At 65.0% G+C, this 25,152-nt stretch carries 28 protein-coding genes and 1 riboswitch; of the genes, 14 read left to right on the top strand and 14 right to left on the bottom strand.

What is annotated here, in order from left to right:
* Nucleotides 1–6 precede the first annotated feature (6 nt).
* From moaC to EET13_RS23510, 3 genes are read left to right on the top strand one after another with little or no spacing between them, the layout of a single operon-like run.
* On the top strand, nucleotides 7–498 hold the full coding sequence (gene moaC / locus EET13_RS23520; RefSeq protein ID WP_122444519.1) for a cyclic pyranopterin monophosphate synthase MoaC: 492 nt from the start codon (nucleotides 7–9) through the stop codon (nucleotides 496–498).
* Nucleotides 495–980: a MogA/MoaB family molybdenum cofactor biosynthesis protein gene (locus tag EET13_RS23515; protein ID WP_122444518.1), complete on the top strand. Its 486-nt coding sequence runs from the start codon at nucleotides 495–497 to the stop codon at nucleotides 978–980. The genes moaC and EET13_RS23515 overlap by 4 nt, the downstream gene beginning before the upstream one ends.
* Complete coding sequence (locus tag EET13_RS23510; RefSeq protein WP_122444517.1) at nucleotides 977–1,402, top strand: molybdenum cofactor biosynthesis protein MoaE; 426 nt, start codon at nucleotides 977–979, stop codon at nucleotides 1,400–1,402. Before EET13_RS23515 ends, EET13_RS23510 begins: the two co-directional genes overlap by 4 nt.
* Before the next feature lie 8 nt (nucleotides 1,403–1,410).
* On the opposite strand, the gene EET13_RS23505 is transcribed toward EET13_RS23510, so the two are convergent.
* The 4 genes from EET13_RS23505 to EET13_RS23490 all read right to left on the bottom strand — a co-directional run bounded on the left by EET13_RS23505 (nucleotide 1,411) and on the right by EET13_RS23490 (nucleotide 4,502).
* Nucleotides 1,411–2,313, bottom strand: a complete 903-nt coding sequence (locus EET13_RS23505; protein ID WP_122444516.1) for a transglycosylase family protein — start codon at nucleotides 2,311–2,313, stop codon at nucleotides 1,411–1,413.
* 9 nt (nucleotides 2,314–2,322) lie between these two features.
* Nucleotides 2,323–2,508, bottom strand: a riboswitch (cyclic di-AMP (ydaO/yuaA leader).
* 236 nt (nucleotides 2,509–2,744) lie between these two features.
* Complete coding sequence (locus tag EET13_RS23500) at nucleotides 2,745–3,011, bottom strand: MoaD/ThiS family protein (RefSeq protein ID WP_122444552.1); 267 nt, start codon at nucleotides 3,009–3,011, stop codon at nucleotides 2,745–2,747.
* A 4-nt stretch (nucleotides 3,012–3,015) separates the two neighbouring features.
* On the bottom strand, nucleotides 3,016–4,101 hold the full coding sequence (gene moaA, locus EET13_RS23495) for a GTP 3',8-cyclase MoaA (RefSeq protein ID WP_122444515.1): 1,086 nt from the start codon (nucleotides 4,099–4,101) through the stop codon (nucleotides 3,016–3,018).
* Complete coding sequence (locus EET13_RS23490; protein ID WP_122444514.1) at nucleotides 4,098–4,502, bottom strand: YccF domain-containing protein; 405 nt, start codon at nucleotides 4,500–4,502, stop codon at nucleotides 4,098–4,100. The genes moaA and EET13_RS23490 overlap by 4 nt, the downstream gene beginning before the upstream one ends.
* 162 nt (nucleotides 4,503–4,664) lie before the next feature.
* On the opposite strand from EET13_RS23490, the gene EET13_RS23485 reads away from it, so the two are divergent.
* The 3 genes from EET13_RS23485 to EET13_RS23475 all read left to right on the top strand — a co-directional run bounded on the left by EET13_RS23485 (nucleotide 4,665) and on the right by EET13_RS23475 (nucleotide 8,400).
* Entirely contained in the window at nucleotides 4,665–5,069 is a 405-nt protein-coding gene (locus EET13_RS23485; protein WP_036393661.1) for a cold-shock protein, read from the top strand.
* Nucleotides 5,070–5,442: 373 nt separating this feature from the next.
* The gene (locus tag EET13_RS23480; RefSeq protein WP_122444513.1) at nucleotides 5,443–7,389 is read left to right on the top strand and encodes an acyl-CoA dehydrogenase family protein; all 1,947 of its coding nucleotides are present in this window, start codon (nucleotides 5,443–5,445) and stop codon (nucleotides 7,387–7,389) included.
* A 6-nt stretch (nucleotides 7,390–7,395) separates the two neighbouring features.
* A complete protein-coding gene (locus EET13_RS23475) occupies nucleotides 7,396–8,400 on the top strand; it encodes a glutathione S-transferase family protein (protein WP_122444512.1) in 1,005 nt (334 codons plus the stop codon).
* 73 nt (nucleotides 8,401–8,473) lie between these two features.
* Here the strand turns inward: EET13_RS23475 and EET13_RS23470 are convergent, their stop codons facing one another.
* The 4 genes from EET13_RS23470 to EET13_RS23455 all read right to left on the bottom strand — a co-directional run bounded on the left by EET13_RS23470 (nucleotide 8,474) and on the right by EET13_RS23455 (nucleotide 12,396).
* On the bottom strand, nucleotides 8,474–8,890 hold the full coding sequence (locus EET13_RS23470; RefSeq protein WP_122444511.1) for a hypothetical protein: 417 nt from the start codon (nucleotides 8,888–8,890) through the stop codon (nucleotides 8,474–8,476).
* Between the two features lie 474 nt (nucleotides 8,891–9,364).
* Complete coding sequence (locus EET13_RS23465; protein ID WP_122444510.1) at nucleotides 9,365–9,997, bottom strand: hypothetical protein; 633 nt, start codon at nucleotides 9,995–9,997, stop codon at nucleotides 9,365–9,367.
* A 315-nt stretch (nucleotides 9,998–10,312) separates the two neighbouring features.
* Nucleotides 10,313–10,804 carry a DUF2771 domain-containing protein gene (locus tag EET13_RS23460; protein ID WP_122444509.1) on the bottom strand — a complete coding sequence of 164 codons (492 nt, stop codon included), beginning with the start codon at nucleotides 10,802–10,804 and terminating at the stop codon, nucleotides 10,313–10,315.
* On the bottom strand, nucleotides 10,801–12,396 hold the full coding sequence (locus tag EET13_RS23455) for an MFS transporter (RefSeq protein WP_122444508.1): 1,596 nt from the start codon (nucleotides 12,394–12,396) through the stop codon (nucleotides 10,801–10,803). The genes EET13_RS23460 and EET13_RS23455 overlap by 4 nt, the downstream gene beginning before the upstream one ends.
* Before the next feature lie 193 nt (nucleotides 12,397–12,589).
* Between EET13_RS23455 and EET13_RS23450 the strand changes: the two genes are divergently transcribed.
* Nucleotides 12,590–13,393, top strand: a complete 804-nt coding sequence (locus EET13_RS23450) for a DUF3027 domain-containing protein (protein ID WP_122444507.1) — start codon at nucleotides 12,590–12,592, stop codon at nucleotides 13,391–13,393.
* Here EET13_RS23450 and EET13_RS23445 read toward each other — a convergent pair.
* Nucleotides 13,390–13,845 (bottom strand): SRPBCC family protein, encoded by a 456-nt coding sequence (locus EET13_RS23445; RefSeq protein WP_122444506.1) that lies wholly within the window; start codon nucleotides 13,843–13,845, stop codon nucleotides 13,390–13,392. The genes EET13_RS23450 and EET13_RS23445 overlap by 4 nt on opposite strands.
* 39 nt (nucleotides 13,846–13,884) lie before the next feature.
* A complete protein-coding gene (locus EET13_RS23440; protein WP_122444505.1) occupies nucleotides 13,885–14,160 on the bottom strand; it encodes a DUF2530 domain-containing protein in 276 nt (91 codons plus the stop codon).
* 444 nt (nucleotides 14,161–14,604) lie between these two features.
* Between EET13_RS23440 and EET13_RS23435 the strand changes: the two genes are divergently transcribed.
* Genes EET13_RS23435 through EET13_RS23425 form a run of 3 tightly spaced genes read left to right on the top strand, consistent with a single transcriptional unit; the run spans nucleotide 14,605 to nucleotide 16,153 of the window.
* A complete protein-coding gene (locus tag EET13_RS23435) occupies nucleotides 14,605–15,036 on the top strand; it encodes an Rv0880 family HTH-type transcriptional regulator (protein WP_122444504.1) in 432 nt (143 codons plus the stop codon).
* Complete coding sequence (locus tag EET13_RS23430) at nucleotides 15,033–15,860, top strand: TrmH family RNA methyltransferase (RefSeq protein WP_122444503.1); 828 nt, start codon at nucleotides 15,033–15,035, stop codon at nucleotides 15,858–15,860. The genes EET13_RS23435 and EET13_RS23430 overlap by 4 nt, the downstream gene beginning before the upstream one ends.
* Complete coding sequence (locus EET13_RS23425; RefSeq protein ID WP_122444502.1) at nucleotides 15,857–16,153, top strand: DUF2537 domain-containing protein; 297 nt, start codon at nucleotides 15,857–15,859, stop codon at nucleotides 16,151–16,153. The genes EET13_RS23430 and EET13_RS23425 overlap by 4 nt, the downstream gene beginning before the upstream one ends.
* A 460-nt stretch (nucleotides 16,154–16,613) precedes the next feature.
* Here the strand turns inward: EET13_RS23425 and EET13_RS23420 are convergent, their stop codons facing one another.
* The 3 genes from EET13_RS23420 to serC form a co-directional block, all read right to left on the bottom strand.
* Complete coding sequence (locus EET13_RS23420) at nucleotides 16,614–17,240, bottom strand: hypothetical protein (RefSeq protein WP_136623236.1); 627 nt, start codon at nucleotides 17,238–17,240, stop codon at nucleotides 16,614–16,616.
* 743 nt (nucleotides 17,241–17,983) lie between these two features.
* Entirely contained in the window at nucleotides 17,984–18,733 is a 750-nt protein-coding gene (gene sepH, locus EET13_RS23415) for a septation protein SepH (RefSeq protein WP_122444500.1), read from the bottom strand.
* 120 nt (nucleotides 18,734–18,853) lie between these two features.
* Nucleotides 18,854–19,984 carry a phosphoserine transaminase gene (serC, locus tag EET13_RS23410; RefSeq protein ID WP_122444551.1) on the bottom strand — a complete coding sequence of 377 codons (1,131 nt, stop codon included), beginning with the start codon at nucleotides 19,982–19,984 and terminating at the stop codon, nucleotides 18,854–18,856.
* 219 nt (nucleotides 19,985–20,203) lie between these two features.
* Here serC and EET13_RS23405 point away from each other — a divergent pair, with 219 nt between their 5' ends.
* Together EET13_RS23405 and EET13_RS23400 are read left to right on the top strand one after the other, a co-directional pair.
* Entirely contained in the window at nucleotides 20,204–21,229 is a 1,026-nt protein-coding gene (locus EET13_RS23405; protein ID WP_122444499.1) for an AurF N-oxygenase family protein, read from the top strand.
* Between the two features lie 6 nt (nucleotides 21,230–21,235).
* Nucleotides 21,236–22,939: an FAD-dependent oxidoreductase gene (locus EET13_RS23400; protein WP_122444498.1), complete on the top strand. Its 1,704-nt coding sequence runs from the start codon at nucleotides 21,236–21,238 to the stop codon at nucleotides 22,937–22,939.
* A gap of 1 nt (nucleotide 22,940) precedes the next feature.
* On the opposite strand, the gene EET13_RS23395 is transcribed toward EET13_RS23400, so the two are convergent.
* Nucleotides 22,941–23,399 carry a VOC family protein gene (locus tag EET13_RS23395; RefSeq protein ID WP_122444497.1) on the bottom strand — a complete coding sequence of 153 codons (459 nt, stop codon included), beginning with the start codon at nucleotides 23,397–23,399 and terminating at the stop codon, nucleotides 22,941–22,943.
* Nucleotides 23,400–23,734: 335 nt separating this feature from the next.
* Here EET13_RS23395 and EET13_RS23390 point away from each other — a divergent pair, with 335 nt between their 5' ends.
* Both EET13_RS23390 and EET13_RS23385 read left to right on the top strand, forming a co-directional pair.
* A complete protein-coding gene (locus EET13_RS23390) occupies nucleotides 23,735–24,304 on the top strand; it encodes a TetR/AcrR family transcriptional regulator (protein ID WP_122444496.1) in 570 nt (189 codons plus the stop codon).
* Between the two features lie 9 nt (nucleotides 24,305–24,313).
* Nucleotides 24,314–25,075 (top strand): sterol desaturase family protein, encoded by a 762-nt coding sequence (locus tag EET13_RS23385; protein ID WP_122444495.1) that lies wholly within the window; start codon nucleotides 24,314–24,316, stop codon nucleotides 25,073–25,075.
* Nucleotides 25,076–25,152: the final 77 nt, after the last annotated feature.

Here is a 25,152-nt window from a genome sequence, read left to right as displayed (position 1 = left end):
CCGCCGATGGCCAGGGGGTCCGACTTGCACTCGGGCGGACTGTCGCACCTGGATGAGCGGGGAGCCGCGCACATGGTCGACGTGACGAACAAGTCGGCCACCCGGCGCACGGCCGTCGCTGCCGGCGCCTTACGCACCTCGACGGAGGTGGTGGCGCTGATCTCCACCGGAGGCTTACCCAAAGGTGACGCGCTGGCTACCGCACGGGTGGCGGGCATTATGGCAGCCAAGCGCACCAGCGACCTTATTCCGCTGTGCCATCAGCTCGCGCTCACCGGTGTCGATGTCGACTTCACCATCGGCGAGTCGGACATCGAGATCGCCGCAACGGTTCGCAGCACCGATCGAACGGGGGTCGAAATGGAGGCGCTGACCGCGGTCAGCGTGGCGGCTCTGACGCTCTACGACATGATCAAAGCGGTCGACCCGGCCGCCCGGATCGACGACATCCGCGTGCTTCGCAAAGAGGGCGGCCGTAGCGGAAGCTGGGAACGGTGACCGGCGCGCGGTCTGCCCGGGTCATCATCGCGTCGACTCGCGCATCGTCGGGCGTTTACACCGATGAATGCGGGCCGATCATCACCGAATGGCTGGCGCAGCGCGGGTTTTCGCCCGTCGAGTCGGAGGTGGTCGCCGACGGGAATCCGGTCGGTGAGGCGCTGCACAACGCGGTCGAGGCGAGGGTCGACCTGATCGTCACGTCCGGCGGCACCGGTATCTCGCCGACCGACACCACTCCGGAACAGACCGTGGCGGTGCTGGATTTCGTCATCCCCGGTTTGGCCGACGCGATCCGTCACTCGGGGCTGCCGAAGGTTCCGACGTCAGTGTTGTCGCGCGGGGTGTGCGGCGTCGCCGGCGAATCGTTGATCGTCAATTTGCCGGGTTCACCCGGCGGGGTGCGCGACGGGCTCGGGGTGCTCGCCGGCGTGGTGGATCATGCACTCGACCAACTCGCCGGCCAAGATCACCGGCGATGACGCAGGTCCTGCGCGCTTCGCTGACCGACCAACCGATCGATCTGGCCGAGCATGAGAGCCTGGTGAGCCATCACGCGGCCGGCGCTGTCGTCGGGTTCGTCGGAGTGGTCCGCAACCACGATGGCGGACGGGACGTGGTGCGGTTGGAGTATTCGGCGCATCCGTCGGCCAACCAGGTGCTTGCCGACGTGGTAGCCGAGATCGCCGAAAACTCCACTGGGGTACACGCCGTGGCGGCCAGTCACCGCATCGGCGTCCTGGCGGTCGGGGAGGCGGCCCTGGTGGCCGCCGTCGCCGCCGATCATCGACAGGCCGCGTTTGCCACCTGCGCGCAGCTGGTGGACAGCATCAAAGAGCGGCTACCGGTTTGGAAGCATCAGTTCTTCGGTGATGGTTCCGAAGAATGGGTGGGTTCGGCTTGAACCTTTGATCAGCCGATGACGGTCGGCTGCGCGAGCGCGTCCAGCGCGTCATTGCCGCTGACGTTTTGCCCCACAATCGCCTGCCACAGTTTCTTCGTGTAGGCGACAGTCTCGACCTGGTGGATTTCCACCGGTGCGTCGCCGTTGTCAGCCGGCGGAGGCGCGTCAGCCGGGTCGGGCAGCGGTAAGGCTGCATCGACGACTGCCGGGGCCTCCGGGGCGGGCCGTGCCGGGTCTGCCGGCGGGCTCACGTCGGCAGGGGCCGGCGGCAGGTCCGCAGGGGCCGGCGGCGCCAAGTCCGCCGGAGCGGGCGGCAGGTCGGCAGGGGCCGGGGGCAGGTCTGCCGGGGCGGCAGGTGCCGCCAGCTCGGCGGGAGCCTGGGGAGCCGGCAGCTCATTTCCGGCAAATTGCACCTCGGGTGCCGGGTCGGCTGGCGGCGCGACGTCCGCGGGGGGCGGAGCGTCGGCCAGCGGAGCCGGTTCGCCGTTGACATCCGGCGCATCGACGGGCGCGTCCAGTGCGGCCGGAGCGGGGACATCGCGCGGAGTGGCAGCGGACAGTCCATGACCGCACACCGGCCAGGCTCCGCGGCCCTGGGTGGCCAGCACTCGCTCGGCGACCGCGATCTGCTGTTCCCGGGTGGCCAGTTGAGCCGATGGGGCGAACTCGCCGCCGCCGTGGGAGGCCCAGGTGCCCGGGGTGAACTGCACGCCGCCGTAGTAGCCGTTGCCGGTGTTGATCGCCCAGTTGCCGCCGGACTCGCAACGGGCTACCTGATCCCATTCCCAGTCGGTGGCTGCGCTGGCCTGACCGGCCATGGCGATTCCGCCGCCACCAAGCACGGCGCCGGTAAAGGCGATCTTGGCGACGCTGACACTTGATGTCGTGGGCTTACGGTGACGTCCACTCATACGCTCGGTGATTCCTCTCTGTGCACGCCTGCGAGGTCAGCTGTCGGGTTCGGGTTGAGAGAGGTCACCCGGCCAGCGTCGTACTCCGATGAGACGACGTCGGCTTCACCCCAAGGGCCGTAAACCGGCCCCGGTCCGATCTCGGCGGACCTGATGGGTCCCCCGCCTCCATCCCGCGGTCGGAACCCCTCACCTACTGGATGGAGCTCGGCGCGTGGTAGGCGGGGTGGGCAAGTCAGTGGTTCGTTGACGAGCCTTCGGAGACGGTAGCGGTTTCAGCCGATCCCGTCACGTGTGAGGTGAGCCGGCGTTTTGCTCACTGAAGCTCGCCAAAAGCCCAGGAAGCGCGCTCATTTGCGCAGGTCATAACACCCGACACCATGTCGTGTCCGGCTTGTTATCGTTCCGTTACGTGAGATATCTCACAAGGGTCAGCCCCCGGCGAAAGGGGGGAGTACGTCAACCGTGTCGCCGGCGGATAACGGTGTTGTGTCGTCTCGGACGGCAATTCCGTTACGCAGATAAGAGCATCGGGCCAACACCGTCGCCAGCTGAGCGCTGTGTGCGGCCAGCCCCGTCACCAACTCGGCCACCGTCGTGTCGGGTCGCACTGTGATTGTTTCCGACTCGACACCGGCGGCCGCCCGGGCCGCCGCGAAATAGCGGACGGTCACCTGCTTCTCGGCGGCACGTGCCATCGAGTCAGCCACCGATGGCGCTCATCGGACGGTCGGGCTGTACGAAATCGGGATCGTTGATGCCGTGGCCGGCTGGCTTGCGCCACATCGCGGTCCGCCATGCCCGCTCGATCGCATCGTCATCGGCCCCGCCGCGCATCAAGCCGCGCAGGTCGGTCTCCTCGCTGGCGAACAGGCAGCTACGGATCTGGCCGTCGGCGGTGAGCCGGGTGCGGTCGCACGTCGAGCAGAACGCGTGCGAGACCGAGGCGATGACCCCGAACTTCCCGGTCGGCGTGTCCGGGCCCGAGTCGACCAGCCAAAGCTCGGCGGGTGCCGAACCTCGCGGCGTCGGATCGGTCCGCAAGCGAAAGTGTGGCCGCAGCGCCGCCAGCACGTCGTCGGCGCTCAGCGCGGCGCCGCGGCGCCATTGGTGGCCGGCATCGAGCGGCATCTGTTCGATGACTCGCAGTTGGTAGCCGTTCTCCAGGCAGAAGCGCAGCAATGCGACGACGTCCGTGCGGCCGGTTCCGGGGTCGAGCACGGCGTTCACCTTGACCGGCGTCAGGCCGGCATCCTTGGCGGCGGCCAGGCCGTCCAACACGTCGGTAAGCCGGTCCCGACGGGTGATGGCGGCGAAATGGGTGCGGTCCACGCTGTCCAGAGACACGTTCACCCGGTCCAGGCCCGCGTCGGCCAGGGCAGCTGCCCGCCGCGCCAGTCCGACGCCGTTGGTGGTCAACGAGATCTCCGGACGAGGCCGCAGGCCGGCCGTTGCCGCCACGACCTCTTCCAGGTGACGCGCCAACAGCGGCTCGCCGCCGGTAAACCGCACGCTGGTGACACCGAGCCGGTGAACGGCGATGTGGATCAGCCTGACCAGCTCATCAGGGCGCAGCAATTGCTGCCCGGGCAACCAGTCCAGGCCCTCGGCCGGCATGCAGTAGTTGCACCGCAGATTGCAGCGGTCGGTCAGCGAAACCCTGAGATCGGTGGCGACGCGGTTGAAGCTGTCCAGCAAGGGACCTTCCGCAGGGGCGCCGTCGGGCACGGTGGTTGGCGCCGGCAACCGGCCACGCACGGTCGGGACGCCCAGCGCCGTGACCGTCATGCGGTCACACGTTCGACTCGCGCCGGCGCACCGACAGGAACTATTTCTTTGCCCAACGGCACCAAAGACACCGGGATCAATTTGAGATTGGCCAGGGCCAGCGGAATGCCGACGATCGTGGCGGCCATCGCCACCGCGCTGACCACATGCCCGATTGCCAGCCAGATACCGAACAGCAATACCCAGATGACGTTACCCAGCAGGGCACCGGTCCCAGCGCTCGGCTTGTCGACAATCGTCCTGCCGAACGGCCAAAACGTGTACAACGCGATGCGCAGGGCCGCAAAGCCGAACGGGATAGTGACGATGAGAAGGAAACAGACCAACGCCGCGACCAGGTACCCGATGGCCAGCCACAGGCCACCGAAGACCAGCCAGATAACGTTCAGAATCAGGCGCATATCTCCTCCAGCGGTAATGCCAGCCTACTCAGTACGGGTAAACACGGATGCTTGGCGGGCGACGATCCGAGTAGGATCTGAGATCGTCATTGCGTCCTGCGCATGTGGGGCGCTTCTTGGTGTGGAATTCCCAGCGATCCGTCAGACAAGCAGGTGAGAGCAGTGCCGACCGGCAAGGTGAAGTGGTACGACTCCGAAAAGGGGTTCGGCTTCCTGTCGCAGGAGGACGGCGAGGACGTCTACGTCCGTTCCTCGGCGTTGCCGGCGGGTGTCGAGGGACTTAAAGCGGGGCAACGCGTGGAGTTCGGGATCGCGTCCGGGCGGCGCGGACCGCAGGCGCTGAGCCTCAAGCTGATCGACCCGCCACCGAGCCTGGCTCGCACGCGCCGTGAGGCGGTCGAGCACAAACACAGTCCCGATGAACTGCACGGCATGGTCGAGGACATGATCACCTTGCTGGAGAGCACGGTGCAGCCCGAGTTGCGCAAGGGCCGCTACCCCGATCGCAAGACGGCTCGGCGGGTTTCCGAGGTGGTCAAGGCGGTGGCGCGGGAGTTGGACGCTTAACCGCGCCAGCACCCGATGCTGCCGGCGCGACCAGCTGCCGTTGATGTCGCGCGGTGGCCCTGTTGTCGCACCGCTGGTCGGTCGGATCCGCCGGGTCTGCGATTTGTGGTCGCGGGCTGGCGGCTGAACATGTTTAGCAGGCAACACTTTTGGTGGTTAATGGTCGTGCTGTGATCGTGGCTGTGTCATAACCGGCGCGCGGCGCCGCGACGAGCCCGCCGGTCCGGGCGCCCAACAGTGCGCGGGCTGCGCTGGGCGACCGCCCAGCTTTTGTTGAGACCCGGAAGCGGTCATTTGGGCCGCGCTGCGTCGTACTATCGGGCAGGAACCGGGTAATCAATCCTCATATCGGTTCATCGGCGAGGAGGCCGCGATGGCGCAGCAAGTGCAAGTCACCGAACAGCAGGCGCGAGCGCTTGCCGAAGAATCGCGCGAAAGTGGTTGGGACAAACCATCTTTTGCAAAGGAAATTTTTCTCGGCCGCTTCCCGCTCGAACTGATACATCCGTTTCCAAAACCGTCCGAAGCTGACGAGGCTCGCATCGGGGCATTCCTGGGCAAGTTGCGGGAATTCCTCGCCACCGTCGACGGCAGCGTCATTGAGCGCGATGCCCAGATTCCCGACGAATACGTGAAGGGCCTGGCCGAACTGGGTTGCTTCGGCATGAAAATACCGGCCGAGTATGGCGGATTGAACATGTCGCAGGTTGCCTACAACCGCGCGCTGATGATGGCCTCGACGGTGCATCCGAGCCTGGGCGCACTGCTGTCGGCCCACCAGTCGATCGGTGTGCCCGAACCGTTGAAGCTTGCCGGTAGCCCGGAGCAGAAGCGGAAGTTCTTGCCGCGGTGCGCCGCTGGCGCCCTCTCGGCGTTCCTGCTCACCGAGCCCGACGTGGGCTCCGACCCGGCGCGGCTGGCCGCGACGGCAACACCGATCGAGGACGGCGGGGCTTACGAACTCGAGGGCCTCAAACTGTGGACTACCAATGGCGTGGTCGCCGAACTGCTGGTCGTCATGGCCCGGGTCCCCAAAAGCGAGGGGCATCGGGGCGGCATAAGCGCTTTCGTCGTGGAGGCTGACTCGCCCGGGATCACCGTGGAGCGGCGCAACAAGTTCATGGGACTGCGCGGTATCGAGAACGGCGTAACCAGGCTGCACCGCGTGCGGGTTCCCGCCGAGAACCTGATCGGTCGGGAGGGCGACGGTCTCAAGATCGCGCTGACCACACTCAACGCCGGACGATTGGCGATACCGGCGATGGTCACCGGATCGTGCAAGTGGTCGCTGAAGATAGCGCGTGAATGGTCGCGTGAGCGGGTGCAGTGGGGAAAGCCGGTAGGCAAACACGAGGCGGTGGCCGGCAAGATCGCGTTCATCGCCGCCACCACCTACGCGCTGGACGCTGTGGTCGAGCTGTCCGGCCAGATGGCCGACGAGGGTCGCAACGACATTCGCATCGAGGCTGCGCTGGCCAAGTTGTGGTCCAGCGAGATGACGTGTCGGATTGCCGACGAGCTGCTGCAGATACGGGGCGGACGAGGGTACGAGACCGCCGAGTCGTTGGCCGCTCGAGGTGAGCGCGCGGCACCGGTCGAGCAGTCGCTGCGGGACATGCGGATCAACCGAATCTTTGAGGGATCCAGTGAGATCATGCGGCTGCTCATCGCGCGGGAGGCGGTGGACGCGCACCTGACAGCCGCCGGTGATCTCGCCAAACCCGAGACCGATCTGCGCCAGAAGGCCGCAGCAGCGGTCGGTGCCAGTGGGTTCTATGCAAAGTGGTTGCCGCAGCTGGTATTCGGCGAAGGGCAGCGACCCACGGCATATCAGGAATTCGGCCCACTGGCGTCGCATCTGCGATTCGTCGAACGCTCCACGCGTAAGCTGGCCCGCAACACCTTCTACGGGATGGCGCGTTGGCAGGCGCGGCTGGAGCAAAAGCAAGGGTTCCTCGGGCGCATCGTCGATATCGGTGCGGAGCTGTTCGCCATGTCCGCGGCGTGCGTCCGTGCCGAGGCCCAACGGGCTGCGGACCCGGTCGTCGGTCATCAGGCCTATGAGCTGGCCGAAATCTTCTGCGAGCAAGCGACTCTGCGAGTCGAGGCGCTGTTCCACGCATTGTGGGCCAACACCGACAGCAGCGACGTTCGCCTGACCAACGACGTGCTGGAGGGTCGCTACACCTGGCTGGAGGAGGGGATCATCGATCAGTCGGAGGGCACCGGACCTTGGATCGCGCCCTGGGAACCAGGGCCTTCCACCGAATCCAATCTGGCCCGTCGATTCCTGACATTGCCAGCTGAAGCACAGCTTTAGTCGCCCATGGCCGGTTACGTCGCCGGGACGGGCGAGTTCAACCGCGACACCGACTACATCACCACCCGCATCACCGCGGACGGTCGAGATGGTTATCCGGTGGAGCCGGGCCGCTACCGCCTTGTGGTCGCCCGCGCCTGCCCCTGGGCCAACCGCACCATCATTGTGCGGCGGCTGCTTGGCCTGGAGCCCGTGCTGTCCATCGGGTTTTGCGGTCCCACCCACGACGAGCGCAGCTGGACGTTCGACCTCGATCCCGGGGGCGTCGACCCGGTACTGAAAATCCCGCGCCTGCAGGACGCCTATTTCAAGCGTTTCCCCAACTACCCCAAGGGCATTACGGTCCCGGCAATCGTCGAGGTGGCCAGCGGGGCGGTGGTCACCAACGATTTCGCGCACATCACCTTGGACCTTTCCACGCAGTGGGCCGCATACCATCGCGACGGTGCGCCGCAGCTCTACCCCGAGGTATTGCGGGCCGAGATCGACGAGGTAAGCAAGAGGGTCTACACCGAAATCAACAATGGGGTTTACCGCTGTGGCTTTGCCGGTTCGCAGGAGGCCTACGATGCCGCCTACGCCCGGCTGTTCACCGCGCTGGATTGGGTCAGCGACCGCCTGGCGATGCAGCGATACCTGGTGGGCGACACCATCACCGAGGCCGACGTGCGGTTGTTCACCACGCTGGTCCGCTTCGACCCGGTGTACCACGGGCACTTCAAGTGCAATCGGTGCAAGTTGAGCGAGATGCCGGTGTTATGGGCTTATGCCCGTGACCTGTTCCAGACACCCGGCTTCGGCGATACCGTCGACTTCGTTCAGATCAAGCAGCACTACTACATCGTGCACGCCGACATCAACCCGACCCGTATCGTGCCCAAGGGGCCTGAGCTAGCCGGATGGCTCACACCACATGATCGGGGAGTATTGGGCGGCAGGCCTTTCGGCGATGGGACGCCACCAGGCCCGCCGGTCGAGGAGGAACGGGTGCCGGCCGGCCATGGGGCGTAAGGGGATTCCGGTGTCGACGTGCGTGACTGAAAATCGTTGACGAGTACTGCCCTATTACTGCGCGCTTGACGAATCAGCCCGTCGAGTCACCTTTGAACTTGTGGGCTTGCCGTTCTCCGGCGGGCGTGAGGCCCAGCCAGATCGTGAATTCCCGCAGATCAGGCTCATCGTATTTGCTGACAAAAAGGTTGGAGACGCGCTCCATAGCAGCGTCCACCGAGAGGTCCCACCCTGCGAACCTTTCGCCCGGGTAGGGAAGGTCCCCAATTTGCATGAGCCCGTCTTCCAAGAGCGATCGGATGGTCCGCAGGGCGAACTGTTGTCGGGTGGGAATTGTGGTAGCGAGGTTGTCGCGGGTGATGGCCGATTCGATCTGAGCCAGCGGCACCAGGTCGTACAGCGCACTGATCAGCAGTTCCGCCTGCAGCCGGTCTTGTGCAGTTTCAATTGGTTGGGTCTCCGGCCGTCTATTCTCGTCGGGTCGAGTCATAATTCTCCGTCTTTGTTGGTGTGTTTGGGCTTTCGCTGGTCGGCGACCGGTCGGAGTCAACGTCAGGGCGTCATCCAGGGTTGAATTTGTCGAGGTCGGGTAACTCGTCCTTGCCCAGCACCGGGGCCCGTGGTGGCTGTGGGGCGGGTGAACAGGGTGTGGCACGGATTCTGGCGGTACCGGGCCGATCCCGATCAGTGGCGGTGCGCGTTCGGGCGTCGGCGTGGCCGGTGGGCGCGTCGCGGCTGGGGGTTCGACGGGCGCTTGGACCGCTGGCACCTCGGGTGGCGCTGGCCTGACAGGTGCGGGAATGTCTGGCACGCCCCCTCGCGGGTTGATATGCACCTTTGTATAGCCACCTTTGCTGGGGAACCGGACATCAAGGACGGGCTTTCCGGTCGACTCGGCAGCCCAGCGTTGCCCAATCGTTGTGCCGTCCGGAAGTCGATATCGGGCGCCTTTGCTGGGATCGCCCTAGCCGTTCAGGATTTCTACCCCGTTCTGTTGGGCACACCTCCACAGGTTCTGAAGGTCTTCTGGTGAGCGGATCTCCCTGACATCAGGGGAATTACCGACGGGCAATTTATGCAGCACCTTGCGAATATCGTCGGCGCTCGGAACCGGTGGCAGGTTCCGGCGTCGGCGCCGGCGTCGGGTCCTGTTTCCAGGTGCGGTTGTCGATGGCCTGCACGCGCTTGCCTTGTGCCGGTGCGGCGGGGACAGGCGTTGGCGGGACGGCGTGGCGGATGCCGGCCACGACGGCGGTGACTTTGGCGACGACTTGCTGATCGACCCCGACAGCTGGACGGCTCGTTGGCGGATGTCGCCGGCGAAGGCTTGTGCCTGGGTTAGCCGGGCGGCACGCTGCGCGGCCGACCCACCACTGCTTCGATCTGTGACCGACAGGTCTTCGCCGACATCGAACCCCGCCGCGCGGGCATCCTGGACCGCGTAGCGCACCCGCGAGCGCGCCGCATACAGATCTGCGGCTCCGCTGCGGGCCACTTTGGCCGCCTCATGCAACTGGTCGGCCACCGCGCTGGTCGTCAGCATGTCGGAATGCGTCTCGGTGCGCAGCGTGTCGGCTGCCGCGCCGCGCCAATCCACGCTAGCGCGTCTCGCCAGACCTGATTGGCCACCCCGTGGCAGCGTCCGGCGACAGCCTCCCAGTGGTCAGCAGCCTCGGCGCGGTGCTCGGTGGGCCAGGCCAACTGCTGCGAAAGGGTGGAAAACGCCGCAATTGCTGACATGTGCTAGGCGCGGATCACCCGACTGGCCACTGCGGCCGGCATGTTCGCCGAATCTGTCTCGTTGGCAACGTAGCGAGTATCAGCCTCGGCGACATGGGCGGCCGGTGTCGACACGCGGATCCCGCGGCATGGCGGCACTGTAGCCACCCTCTTCATCGCCCGCACTTCGGCGTCAAAAGACCAGGCGCACTGACCATTCCGCGTGCGGCGCCTCCCGCAGCTCACCGGAGGTGGGGTCGACCACCAGCGTCAACAACTGCACCACGATCCCGGTCAGTCGCCCCCGATGCGGGTCCACAGTGGGGATGGTGACCGCCAGCCGGCTGTCGGGCCGAAAGATGGTGGCGGCGGCATCTGCGGGATCCTCGTAGAGCTGTAGAAGTCGCCATGGTGCGCGCGAAATAGCTTGCGGCACTGAAAGTTGTACCGGATAGCGCTCGCTCACCGGCAGTTCGCCCTGGGTCTGCGGCGTCGCACATTCGTCGAGCCGCAGCACGTTGCAGTACATGTAGGGCCCGACGCGGGTCAGGTGCCCGTGCGAGTACGCACTGATCTCAGGTCGCTGTGGGCCGGGTTCGCGCACCAGCAACCAGGCTCCGAAACCTGCTCCGGCGCAAACCAACAGCACACCGACCGCGATCAGTACGGCTAGCCAGCGTTTCATTGAGGCATCACCGCCGGACCGCGGCCGGTGCTCTCCTGCTCGGCCAGGACCGGCCGATTACCACCGAAACCCGGTATCAACGAGTCACCCCGGAAACTGACGACCGTCTGCGCCAGCCCTAATATCAGCAAGGCGCTGACGGCGGTGAACCCGACCCACAATTCGGTGTAGACCAGCACGCCGACCGCGCCGCCGAGCACCCAGGCCAGTTGCAGCGTCGACTCCGAACGGCCGAAGCCCGACGCCCGTGATTCCTCGGGCAGATCGTCTTGCAGCGAGGCGTCCAGTGAGGCTTTTGCGATTGCGCTGCAGCCCGACGTGATCAGGGCCGCAACGGCAGCCGCGGCCAGATTGCCGGCCACCGCGGCCGCCAGCGCGAACACGGTCACCACTACCGTGCAGCGCACGACCAGCACCGCCGGCCGGCCGAGTTGCAGACGCGCGCTGGTGAAATTGCCGGCGAAGTTGCCGATCGCGGCCGCGGCGCCGATCAGACCCAGCATGGCCAACTGAACCCACCCGTCGGCGTCGTGAGCCTTGGCGACGAACGCCGGATACAGGAACAGGAAGCCGACCATCACCTTGATGGTGCAGTTGCCCCACAGTGAGGTAATGATGTTGCGGCCCAACGGTTGCCGCAGCGTTCCGCTGAGGTTCTTGACTTCCTCCGGCCAGCTTCGCCGCAGCTTGCCGCCGTCGCGGTGGTAGCTCAATGTGGCCGGCACCTCGCCGGTGGTCACCTCCACCCAGCGCGGGATTCGCATCGACAAGAAGGCGCCGGCGATGGTGATCGCGACAACGACGAACAGTGCGCCCGGGAGCTCGAACAGGCGGGTGCAGGCTAGCTCGACTCCACCGGCAACGGCGCCACCGGCCATCGTTCCGCCGAGCAGACCGAACACCGTCAGCCGGGAATTGACCCGGACCAAGTCGATCGTCGGCGGCATCACTCGGGGGGTCATCGCGCTCCGCAACACGCTGAATGACTTGGAGAACACCATCATTGCCAGCGCACACGGATAGAGCACCCACGACGGGAAGCTTCCGGTGGCGCCGTCGTAGTTCATGATCAGGACCAGCGCCAAGGCGGTCCGCAGTCCGAACGAGAGAGCCAGCGCCACCCGTCGGCCGTGCTGCAACTTGTCCAGCGCGGGACCGATCAGCGGTGCGATCACGGCGAATGGCGCGATAGTGATCAGCAGGTAGAGGGCAACGCGTGATTTGCTTTCACCGCTGGCCGCGGCAAAGAACAGCGTGTTGGCCAGCGCAACCGTCATTGCGGAGTCGACGGCAAAGTTGGCCATCACCGGCCAGGTCAGCGCGGTCAGGCCCGACTTGTCGGCGCCGTCGGCGGTGGCGGCGCGCTGGACCATCCAATACATGCGCGAGCCCATTTCGCGGCTGCGCATCGCCGCGGCCCGGGTGACGGTGATCCGTTCGCCGTTGTTGAACCCGCGCGACGGCGGCGGCTCGCTCTCACCCGGAGGTTGCCGCTCCTCGCCCAGCGGCGGGAGATAGCGGTTGGCGCTCGGCATGGGCGGTGGACGGCGCGGACGCCGATAGTCGGTGTCATCAGCGGGGTAATTGGCCATGCCCGGGTGCTCGTTGACCGATCCGTTGCGGGTCCGGCGGCCCTCAGCTGGAGCCGTACGGCCCGGATGATCACGTCGCCGTCCAGACACGCATCAATTCTGGCTTATCTCGTCTCCACGCGTAGGCAACCGGGTGTGGCTCGTCCACCGTGTCTTCCGGCAGTATGGATACGCATTGCAGAGAGGGAAGAGTGTGACCGGACCCGTGGAGGAATCGGCGGAATCCGCCGTGGCGACCGTGAGCGAGCGGCCGCAAGACCTGGCGGCGGTGCTCACCGGCGCTGTGGAACAGGCCAGGACGGCAGTCGCCGAGTTCAGCGGCCCCGATGCGGTCGGAGACTATCTCGGGGTCAGCTACGAAGATCCCAATGCGGCGACGCACCGGTTCCTGGCGCATTTGCCCGGTTACCAGGGATGGCAATGGGCCGTCGTGGTGGCTGGCTACGCCGGTGCCGACTGCGCCACCATCAGCGAGGTCGTGTTGATTCCCGGCCCGACGGCCTTGCTGGCGCCGGCCTGGGTGCCCTGGGAGCAGCGGGTGCGGCCCGGAGATTTGAGCCCAGGCGACCTGCTGGCGCCGACTAAGAGCGATCCGCGGCTGGTGCCGGGCTACAGCGCCAGTGGCGACCCGCAGGTCGACGAGACCGCTGCCGAGATCGGGTTCGGCCGCCGCTGGGTGCTGAGCGCATGGGGTCGCGCCGGGGCGGCCGAGCGCTGGCACAACGGTGACTACGGCCCAGACTCGGCGATGGCGCGGTCGACCAAGCGAGTGTGCCGGGACTGCGCATTCTTCCTGCCGCTCGCCGGATCGTTGGGCGCGATGTTCGGGGTGTGCGGCAACGAAATGTCGGCCGACGGCCATGTCGTCGACAAGCATTATGGCTGCGGCGCTCATTCCGACACTCCGGCCCCGGCGGGTGGCGGCTCCCCAATGTATGACCCCTACGACGACGGGGTGCTCGACATCTGCGACAAGCCGCCAGAGTCGTCCGATTAGCGGTTTTCGGCGGCAGCCTTGATCTTTGCCAGCGAGGCGTTCATGCCGTCGACCAATTCCCGTTCGAAGTTGGTGGTGCCGCCCAAGAGGGCGTTGACCGACAAGTTAGAAAACGCGCTCACCCCGTTCTCGGCATGGCGGCTCTCGGTCACCCGGGTTCCTTCGCCATTCGGTTCCAACTCGTAGCTCCAGACGCTGCGGTTGGTGTCGACCCGGAACGCCAACTTCTTCTCGGGGATGACTTCGACGACCGTGCACGTCGTAGGCCAGAACAATCGATTGCGGCGGTTGAGGTTAATCGTGCGGGTGCCTTGGCGCAGCGGACCGAATTGGTGCGTCCAGCGACACTGCGGGCTCCACTGCGGCATTCGCCGCAGGTCGGATATCAGCGCCCAGACTTTCGAGGGCGGGGCATCGATGTCGACGTGCGCCTGTAACAGCGGAGCTACCATTCGTCCTCCCGGATATGTTGTGCGCTAAGAATTCTGGTTCTATTTCTGGTCCAGGTATGCCTCGAGGCCGGCTTGTGCGCCCCGCGCTCCGCGGCGCGCAGCGGCAAGTTGCCAGACGAAGATGCCGGTTCCGAGTAGCCCCACGGCCAGCCCGGCCACCGTCACCGGACGCCAGTTCTGAAGGCTGGGCACGACGAACGCGGCCACCGCGGCGGCCACCCAGCCGAGTGCGCCGACCATGATGACCGGCCACACTTCTAGCAGCGGTGCCGGTAATGGTGGCGGCTCGGGATTGTGGTCGGTTGCATCGCTCATCGGGTTTCAACATAGCTCGCGACGATGCCGGGCGCTGAACGGGCGGAGCGAGAGCGCCCGGGGGCGCACGGCGTTGGGGCGCACGGCGCCGGGTTGTCGCTGTTGACTGGCGTCGAGACCCATTAGTGTGTGTTGGGGACGTCGAGCGTGTGTTGGGGGCGTTGAGTGTGCAGTGGGGGCGTCGAGCGTGCCGTCGGGGCGGGCCGCCGCAGATTTTCCCGCCCTACGTGCACGATCAAAGCCGCCGTTGCACACTCGTTACGGCGGGCATGGCCGCAGGACCGATGTGACAGGTGGTGTGGATGTGACGTTGCGGGACGGAGCGACGCAACGGTTTCAGGGTGCCGAGGGAGTGCGGCGACGGGGTGAGCGTTCAAGGCGGGAGCGCAATCGTTTGCCGTCGTTCTGATCGCGAGCACTGGGGTTCCGTTGTAACCTCGCGCTGTGCCTGACAGCGATGCCCAGCTGGCGAGCGACTTGTCGCTGGCGGTCATGCGATTGGCGCGCCAACTCCGATTCAGGAACCCGTCATCTCCGGTGTCCTTGTCGCAGCTGTCGGCATTGACAACCCTGGCCAATGAGGGCGCAATGACGCCCGGCGCACTGGCCATCCGGGAACGCGTCCGCCCACCTTCGATGACCCGGGTGATCGCTTCCCTGGCCGACGTGGGTTTGGTGGACCGTGCCCCGCATCCCGTGGACGGCCGTCAGGTGCTGGTGTCAGTATCCGTAGCCGGCGCGGAGTTGGTCAAAGCCGCGCGGCGAGCCCGTCAGGAGTGGCTGGCCGAGCGGTTGGCAACCCTCGACACTGGCAAACGTGACACCCTGCGCCGGGCGGCCGACATCATGATGGCGCTGGTCGACGAAAGCCCGTGACCGGTTTCGGCATCGATGTTCAAGACATCAGCGACCCCGACGACCCGCGCCTCGATGACTTCCGTGATCTGAACAGCGTCGACCGTAGGCCCGACCTGCCGTCCGGGAAGGGCCTGGTGATCGCCGAGGGTGTGCTGGTCGTCCAGCGCATGCTGGCGTCGCGGTTCCCGCCGCGCGCGCTGCTCGGCACCGACCGCAGGCTGGCCGAACTGAAGGACGACTTGGCGCGCATTCGGGCGCCCTACTACCGAACGTCCGCGGAAGTCATGGCACGGGCCGTCGGATTTCACCTCAATCGCGGGGTGCTGGCCTCGGCAAACCGGTTGCCGGAGCTCACAGTGGCCCAGGTGGTCGACGGTGCCCGCACCGTCGCCGTACTCGAGGGAGTCAACGACCACGAAAACCTCGGATCGATCTTTCGCAATGCGGCAGGGCTGGGAGTGGACGCGGTGGTGTTCGGCAGCGGTTGCGCCGACCCGCTGTATCGTCGTGCGGTCCGGGTGTCGATGGGGCACGCTTTGCTGGTGCCCTACGCCCGAGCAGCCGACTGGCCCGCAGACTTGTTGATGCTGCAACAATGGGGCTTTCGGCTGTTGGCGATGACTCCGCGGGGCGATGCGCGCGAACTGGGCGAGGCCATGGATTCGGTGCGCGAGCAACCGATTGCGTTGCTGGTGGGCGCCGAGGGGCCGGGACTGACCGCCGCGGCGCTGCGGATCAGCGATTTGAGGGTGCGGATCCCGATGTCGCGAGGCACCGACTCCCTCAACGTGGCGACGGCGGCGGCATTGGCGTTCTACGAGCGGGCTAGGCTCTGCCCGTGAGCCGAGAGCTCGAAGATCGCAACGAATCTGTGCCGTGGGCAACGGGTTTGGTAGTCGCTGGTTTTGTCGCCGCCGCAACCGGGGTCGGAATGGTGGTGCTTAGCCTGGGACTGATCCGAGTGCACGCATTGCTGGCGGTGGGGCTCAACATCGTGGCGGTCGGCGGGCTGGCGCCGACCCTCTGGGGTTGGCGGCGCACTCCGGTGCTGCGCTGGTTTGTCCTGGGCGCAGCAGTAGGGGTCGCGGTGGCGTGGTTGACGCTGCTCGCGATGGCGGGCCTGGGCAGGGCCTAGTTAGGTTCTGTCATAAATGCCACGGTAATTTGCGGTGATTGGTCGATGCGTTCGGAAACGGGGCTGTAGTTCTATTCGCCGTGAAAGCCGTGGCGGGGCAATGCGCGATGTTGGGGGTCTTGCATCTGCAGGTCGGTGATCTTGACGCCCTTGGGGGCAGTTGTGCGTGTTCGGTTCGGATTGCACCGTCACAGGCAGGTACGAGTGGTCCTACGGCGACCCTTCGTCGCGACTAGTTCGCCATCACGACCTCCTGACCTGATTACGCTTTGCCACGCGCAAAGACCAAGATTGCCGTTATTGCACATAAGGGCTGATGGTACGACGCGCCCTCTCGGCTGACGCCCCACCTTCGCTGCATTCCAGCCCCTCGGACGCCGCGGCCCAGACAATTAATACGCTTGACGGTAGGCCCCCGCCCCGGGCAGTTCATTTGTCATCGCCGTCGTCGTGTTTGAAGTCAATCGCTATAATTGAAGTCGAAAGGGTATTGCGGTAGTATCCGGGGGCGCCATTGACCGTTAGCGTCAGTCGCCGGGCTTAGATAATCTGTAATATCGATAATTACTGTACCGTCAACATAGTCGCCTTGATTGTTGACGTCGCCTTGATTGTTGACGTCGCCTTGATTGTTGACGTCGCCTTGATTGTTGACGTCGCCTTGATTGTTGACGTCGCCTTGATTGTTGACGGAATCCTGAATCTCATCGGAATTAGCGGCGTAGCTGGACTGATGTGAACTATTTTCGGAGCCGCCGTTGGTGTTCTCGTTGTTGGCGCTGCTGGTGGTATTTTCATTGTTTGGACTGCCGGTGGCGTTACCGCTGGCGCAGGTTTCGAGTTTTAATCCATCGTGGGCAGTCAAGGTTATGGCGAGCCTGCCGAAGCTGAGGGCTGGGTCGCTGGCGTCTTCGTTGTCGGTTGCGGTGTGGGTTATGGTGCCGGTCAGAGCCAGTGCCCCGAGTGCAATAGCAGCAGCGCGGGTGCGGCGCTGCGCCTGGGTGGTCCGCCCTGCGGCGTCGGCCAAGTGAGATTCAGCAGTATTAACGCTGCGCGTGAAGATGGGATTTTGGGAAAGTCGCGCCACGAATGATTCCCTTCATTATTGAGGAATGAAAGTTTAGCCAAGGCCGCGTATAATCGATCAACACAACAAACAGAGGGACACAGCGACTTCGGTTAAGCGAAACAGCTGTGACAAAGATTTTTGATCCTAAGCCGCGCTGGCGGTCCTGATCCTGACCAATCTAACGGCGCCGCGATGTTTGGCCGGGATGCGGCGTAAAATTCCATTACACCACATGCCAGATCATGACTAACTGATCGAAACATCACGGTACCATTCAACATCGCCGAAAACATCTGACCTCGCAGCGAGTTATTACCATAGAGAATTTCGCTTTCTCTTTCCAATCAACATCACAAATCGTTTCATAAACAAGAGTTATGAACGGCGGGTCTGAGGAAGAAACGGTGGATCTGATCTTGGTTTAACACGCCGAGCGCGAGCTTGGCGGCAAGGAGGGACGATGCAAGAAACGATCCGCGGAGACAGAACTTGAACAGCCATGCGCGCTGGGCCGCTTCTTGGGCGAGCTGAACCCGAGAGCTGAGGCCCGACTTGGCGTAGAGGTGGGCCACGCGCTTGCAGGGTCCACGCTGACACGCAGAGCCGGGTTGCGATGTCTTTTGCCCAGCCCTTCGGTGAACGACCGCACGACGTCAAGTTCGGCCGGAGTCAGCGCCTTCATCCGCTCGGCGTGCGTTTACGTTCGCCGCGACCGCGCTATGCGTAGCTGCTCGCTTCTTCAACGTCGACTTAACGCGAGCTTAGCGCTGCCCGCCGGAGCGCACCCCGAGCAGGACATCCTCCCAGGCCGGGATGACCGGCTTGCCGCGGCGATGGCCAGCTGGTAGTTCCCCCGCCGAGGTGGGTGCCGGCTTCGCGGGCTCGTCGAAGGCGAGGTGGGCCACCGGAGCCAGCTGTCGAGGTTTGAAGTCCGGGTCGATCAGCTCACTGGCCGCGTCGTCGATCGCGGCGACGATGCCGCCGTGCGCGCCGGGAGTGAAGCGGAAATGCGCGAGGTTGTCGGACCGGCCGGCCTGCCACGCAAGCTGCACCGTCCAGCGGCCGTCTTCGTTGCGCCAGGCGTCCCAGCTGAGTTTCTCGGGGCTCAGACCACGCGTCAGCAGCGCGGCGGTGACGGTTTCGAGCAGAGTCATTACCGCAGGCCCGTCGGCCAGCATCGGGTGCGCGGCCGTTGCCAGCTCGGCGGCGCGCGACCGCTCCAGCAATACCGGGTGGGCGAACCGCTGGATGCGTGCCAGGTCGGAGCCCGACGCGGCGGCCACCTGCTCCACCGATGCTCCGGCGCGGATCCTGGCCTGAATTTCTTTGGGGCTCAACATATTCGTTATTTCCATGTCCAGGTGCGGTTGAACGGGGTGTACCGTATGGCCGCTCAAGACCGCCCGCAGTCGATCGTCGGCGGCCAGCTTGAATGTTTCGGCCGGTTTGGCGCCCTCGCAGATGAGGTATTTGCCGTCGGCATCCAGCCCAACCAGTTTGAGTTCCCGCATGGCTTCTCCTCGCAGGCTCCGTGCAGCTGCGCACCGGACCTGTTAGGTGCGCACTTTAATGCAGCGAACCCGCCAATCCGCGCTGACACGCGGGATGGTTGCGGGCTGATAACGAGCTGGCTAAAGCCGCTCGACCACCCAGTCGATGCATCGGGTGAGGGCGCTGACGTCATCGGGTTCGACGGCTGGAAACATCGCCACCCGCAATTGGTTGCGGCCCAGCTTGCGGTACGGCTCGGTGTCCACGATGCCGTTGGCCCGCAAGGTCTTGGCCACGGCCGCGGCGTCCACGTCGTCGACGAAGTCGATCGTGCCCACCACTTGGGAGCGCAGCTCCGGATCGGTGACGAACGGCGTGGTGTACGGCCGCTCCTGTGCCCAGGAGTACAGCCGCTGCGAGGAGTCCGCCGTCCGCTTGACGGCCCAATCCAGCCCGCCGTTGGCCAGCAGCCAGTCGAGTTGTTCGGCCAGCAGTGCCAGCGTGCCGATGGCCGGTGTGTTGTATGTCTGATTTTTCAGGCTGTTTTCGATCGCTATCGGCAGCGACAAAAAGTCCGGAACCCAGCGCCCCGAGGCCGCGATCGTCTCGACCCGGGCCAGCGCCGCCGGGCTCATCAGCGCCAGCCACAGGCCACCGTCGCTGGCGAAGTTCTTCTGCGGCGCGAAGTAATAGGTGTCGACCTCGGTGATGTCGACTGGCAGGCCGCCGGCTCCGGAGGTGGCGTCGATGACGATCAGTGCGTCGCCCGAGTCGGCGGGACGTCGCACCGGCACCGCCACCCCGGTCGATGTTTCGTTGTGAGCCCAGGCGATCACGTCCACCGACGGGTCGGCCTGCGGCTGCGGTGCACCGCCCGGGTCGGCCTTGATGATGATCGGGTCACCCACAAACGGGTTCTTGGCGACCGCTGAGGCGAACTTCGAGCTGAACTCGCCGTAGGTCAGATGCAAGGAGCGCTTGTCGATCAGCCCGAACGCGGCGGCGTCCCAAAACGCGGTCGCGCCGCCGTTGCCCAGAATCGCCTCGTAACCGTCGGGCAGGGAGAACAGCTCGGCCAGGCCGGTGCGGACCCGGCCTACCAGATTCTTGACCGGCGACTGCCGGTGCGAGGTGCCGAATAATGCCGCCGCGGTGGTGGTCAGCGCCTGCAATTGCTCGGGCCGCACCTTGGACGGGCCCGATCCGAAGCGCCCGTCGCGGGGTTTGAGGTCAGCAGGAATTTCGAGGGCAGTCGTGAGCTGGTCGGCCATGGCAATCAGGGTAGTGATGCGGTGGCGGACCGGCGACCACACGGGCCGAATAACGCGACGGCACGCCGTGCGGTGTGCGCTACGCCACACTCCAGTGGCCAATCGGGCCGAGCCACAGCCCTCGGGCAAGTCTGGATAATTCCCGGTACCAGCGGTACCGTATTTATCAGACGTCCGAAGGTAAATCTCGACACCAGACCTCATTGGGGAGGCTTCGCAGTGGACAAGACGCGCATGGTTCGCCGTTGGCGACGCAACATGGAGGTCCGGGACGACACCGAGTACGTGGCAATGCTCGCCACACTGTCCGAAGGGTCGGTGCGGCGAAACTTCAACCCGTACACCGACATCGACTGGGAGTCGGCTGAGTTCGCGGTCACCGCCGACGATCCCCGGTGGATTCTGCCGACGACGGACCCCCTGGGCCGCCACCCCTGGTATCTGGCGCAGCCCGACGAGCGCAAGATCAAGATCGGCATGTGGCGCCAGGCCAACGTGGCGAAGGTCGGTCTGCACTTCGAGTCCATCCTGATCCGCGGCCTGATGAACTACACGTTCTGGATGCCCAACGGGTCGCCGGAATATCGGTACTGCCTGCACGAGTCGGTTGAAGAGTGCAACCACACCATGATGTTCCAGGAGATGATCAACCGCGTCGGCGCTGACGTTCCGGGCATGCCGCGGCGGCTGCGCTGGGTTTCTCCGTTCATCCCGCTGGTGGCCGGCCCCTTGCCGGTGGCGTTCTTCATCGGGGTGCTCGCTGGCGAGGAGCCAATTGACCACACCCAGAAGAATGTGTTGCGCGAGGGCAAGGCGCTGCATCCGATCATGGAACGGGTGATGTCGATTCATGTGGCCGAGGAAGCCCGCCACATCTCGTTCGCGCACGAATTTCTGCGTAAGCGGTTGCCACAGTTGACCAAGAGACAACGATTCTGGGCGTCGCTGTACTTCCCGCTGACCATGCGGATGCTGTGCAACGCAATCGTTGTGCCGCCCAAGGCGTTCTGGGAGGAATTCGATATACCGCACGAGGTGAAGAAGGATCTGTTCTTCCGGTCGCCGGAGTCGCGGAAGTGGTTGCGCGACATGTTCGCCGATGTGCGAATGCTGGCTTACGACACCGGACTGATGGAAAGTCGCCTGGCCCGGCTCATGTGGCGGATGTGCAAGATCAACGGTGAGCCGTCGCGCTACCGCAGCGAGCCGCAACGTCAGCATCTGGCCACCGTGCCGGCCGCGTAAATACTTATGCCGCACGTTATTACCCAATCGTGCTGCAATGACGCGTCATGCGTCTTCGCGTGCCCGGTCAATTGCATCCACCCCTCGCCTGACGAGCCGGGCTTTGCGACGTCGGAGATGCTGTATATCGATCCGGTGGCGTGTGTGGACTGTGGCGCCTGCGTGAGCGCCTGTCCGGTTGGCGCCATCGCGCCAGACAGCAGGCTGGAATCGCCGCAACTGCCGTTCGTCGAGATCAATGCCTCGTACTATCCGAAGCGGCCTACGGACGCGAAGCTGCCGCCGACGTCCAAACTGGCCCCGGTGATCCCGGCCGCCGAGGTGCGTGCACGCCGTCGTCCGCTGACCGTCGCCATTGTCGGTTCCGGGCCCGCGGCGATGTACGCCGCTGACGAGCTGCTGGTTCAGCCCGGTGTGCGGGTCAACGTCTTTGAGAAGCTTCCCACGCCCTACGGCCTGGTGCGCGCCGGGGTAGCGCCGGATCACCCGAACACCAAAAGGGTTACGGCACTGTTTGATCGGGTCGCCAGCCACGACCGGTTCCACTTCTATCTGAATGTCGAGATCGGCAAGCACCTCACGCACGCCGATCTGTTGGCCCACCACCACGCCGTGGTGTATGCGGTCGGCGCGCCCGACGACCGTCGCCTCGACATCGACGGGATGGGGCTACCTGGCACGGGTACCGCCACCGAGTTGGTCGCGTGGATAAACGGGCATCCCGAATTCGCTGATCTTCCAGTAGATCTCGACCACGAACGGGTGGTGATCATCGGCAACGGCAATGTCGCCCTCGACGTGGCCCGGGTCCTGACCGCCGGCACGGACCAGCTGGCCCGAACCGACATCGCCGACCATGCGCTACAGGCGCTGCGCGGCTCAGCGGTCCGTGAGGTGGTGATCGCTGCCCGCCGCGGACCTGCTCACTCGGCGTTCACTCTGCCCGAGCTGATCGGACTCACCGCCGCATCCGATGTGGTGCTCGACCGCGACGACCACACGCGGGTCCGCGAGGACTTGGCAGCGGCTTCAGCGGCTTCAACGCCGTTGACCAAGGCCAAGCTGGAGGTCTTGAGTACCCTGGGCGAAGGGGCTGCCCAGGCGTCGGGCCCCCGAATTCGGCTGGCGTATCAGCTGACGCCCCGGCGGGTCCTGGGAGCCGAGCGGGCCGTCGGCGTCGAGTTCTCCGTCACCGGCACCGATGCGGTGCGCCGACTTGACGCAGGCCTGGTGCTGACGTCAATCGGCTACCGCGGCAAGCGGATTGGTGATCTGCCATTCGACGAGGAGGCGGCCGTCGTGCCCAACGACGGGGGCCGGGTGGTCAATCCGGATACCGGTCAGCCGGTGCCGGGCGCGTATGTCGCGGGCTGGAGCAAGCGCGGGCCGACCGGCTTCATCGGCACCAACAAGTCCTGCTCCTGGCAAACTGTTCAGGCGCTGGTGGCCGACTTCAATGCGGGCAAGCTCACCGAGCCTGGGGGCCGGCCGGCCGCGCTGGACCAGCTGGTGGCCGCGCATCAGCCCGACGTGATCGACGCCGCGGGATGGCGTGCCATCGATGCCGCCGAGGTGGTTCGCGGTAGCCACGATGGTCGTCCGCGCAACAAGTTCACCGACGTCAGCGACATGCTCGCGGCGGCGACCGTCGCCCAGCAGGCGCCGCCGCTGCGACGGCGCCTGCTGACGCGGTTGCGCGAGCTGGCGTGAACTAGCTGGTTGCCTGCGCGGACATGGCTTCTTGAATCTCGGCCATGCTGAGCTCCCGTACGGGTTGCCCGAATGACCAGTGGTGACCGAACGGGTCGGCGACCAGACCGTATCGATCGCCCCAGAACTGGTCCGCCAAGGGCAGCACGACGGTGGCGCCGGCGTCCACTGCCCGCTGGAACTTGGCATCGACATCGGTGACGGTCAGATGGATGGTGACCGGGGTTCCGCCCAGCGACCTCGGTGTCGTCGACTTGCCACCGCAGGTCTCCGGGAAGTCGTCGTTGAGCATCACCATGAACCCGTTGATGCGCAGCGCAGCGTGGACGAGCTTGCCATCGGGGCTTGGTACGCGACCCAGCTCGACGGCGTCGAAGGCCCTGACGTAGAAGTCGATCGCCGCGGCGGCGTCGTCGACGACGAGATGGGGGGACAACGCGGGTTCCACGTGGATTGCCACTTTCGCTCCTTTGGATAGTTGGTTTCGCCCGTGCGGGCTCCCCGGTACTGACCTGGCGCGGCGGCATTTTTCATCGGGCTTATATCGGGTATTCATTGGGGTTTTCGCCGGGTTTTCACCGGGCTTCAGAGCCGGCGCTGGCCGTGAGGCGGTAGGAAGCACACGCGCGGCCGACGGCTGCGCCGCAATTCGGGCCGGCTCTTGCGATCTGTCACTGAAACCTGATATATCTGTGTCTACAGATAGTGATACAGCTGTATCAACATCAGTATCACTGACCCTTCTGGCGTAAGGATGCTCGCGTGCACGCCACCCGATTGACTATCCATCGCACGATGGACGCACGCCAGCAGGAAGTACGCGCACGGCTGCTGCAGGCCGCGCGACAGCTGATCCGCGAGCACGGTCATGAGGCCGTGGGCATGGAGATGATGGCCAAGACAGCCGGAGTGTCGAGGGCGACTACCTACCGATACTTCGCGTCCAAGGAACATGTGGTCTGTGAGGCCGCGCTAGCCTGGGGCCATGAGGTTGCGGCGCGCCTGCCGCAGATCGTCGAGGCGGTGGGGGAGCCGGCGAACGCCATCGACGTCGCGATCGAGCAAGTCGTTCACGAAGCGGCTTCGGATTTAGCCATGGTCCGCGCCACCATGGCATCGGTGTTGGCACAGGGCACTGTTGCCGACGAGTTTCGCCTGGGCGTGCGCGAGATGTTTCGGGCGCTGTTAGCGGGGGCGGTCGATGACGTGCCGGCGTCTCTTGATCCGTCAATGACGTTGCTTGGACGGGTCTTTTTCGCCGATCTGGCATTGATGGGTGTCGGTGACATCAGCGTCGAGCAATGCATTGAGGAGCTGCGGACGGCCGCGCGGCGCTTATTGACCGGCAGTACCGACCACAACTAGGAGCAGACCATGAGCCAGGCATCGCCTTTGCAGCCGATCTGGGATGGGTTATTGAGCCTGCTGGGCGTCGGCTTCTTCGAATTTCCATTGTATTTTCTGCCCGTCGTCATCGCGGTCGTGTTGTTGACCGGGATCAGCTTTTCGATAGCCGATGTCGCTATCTACCAACGGATCTCGGCTCGAGCAGCGGCAAAGCTCGGGGTTCGCATCATGTCGACATACGTTGGCGCGGCAGCCTTGCTGTTGGTGCTGCACGCCACGTTCCACGTCTGGACGGCCACCGTCCCCGCTGCTGCGCCGACGTTGCCGGCTTTTGTCACCCAACTCCTATGCTTCATGGTGATCGGCGAATTTCTGACCTACTGGTGGCACCGGCTAGAACATGGCAGCCGCTTCGTGTTCGAGAAGGTCCACTACGTGCACCACCGTGTGCAGTCGCCGTTGACCATCTGGACCAACTTCGTCGTGCATCCCGTCGAAGGTCTGATGGTGATGTTGTGCCTGTACGTTCCGCCACTGCTGGTCGGCGCGCATCCGCTGGTCGTAGTCGCCTATGCAGTGGCCAACACCACCGCCATGGTGATAACGCATAGCGGATACGACATCACGTTCTATCCCCGCTGGTTGTTGCCGGCCGCGTCGGGTCACGAACTGCATCATTCCGAGCGGCGTCCCACCAACTTGTCCGTGGTGATGACATATGGCGACAAGCTGTTTGGCACATATCAGAAGCCGGCCGGGTCGCAGCAGGGGCTCGCATTGCCGGCCTGATCCGTGCTCGGAGGCGGTGTGGGACAACAAGAGTCGCCCCTGCGCCGCGGTTGACCAGTGGGGAGGGGCCGAATATC

It is taken from the genome of Mycobacterium attenuatum (assembly GCF_900566085.1).
GTDB classification, from domain to species: Bacteria; Actinomycetota; Actinomycetes; order Mycobacteriales; family Mycobacteriaceae; genus Mycobacterium; species Mycobacterium attenuatum.
The sequence above is the reverse complement of the archived record's forward strand: the minus strand, read 5'-3'. Positions and strand labels throughout refer to the sequence as shown.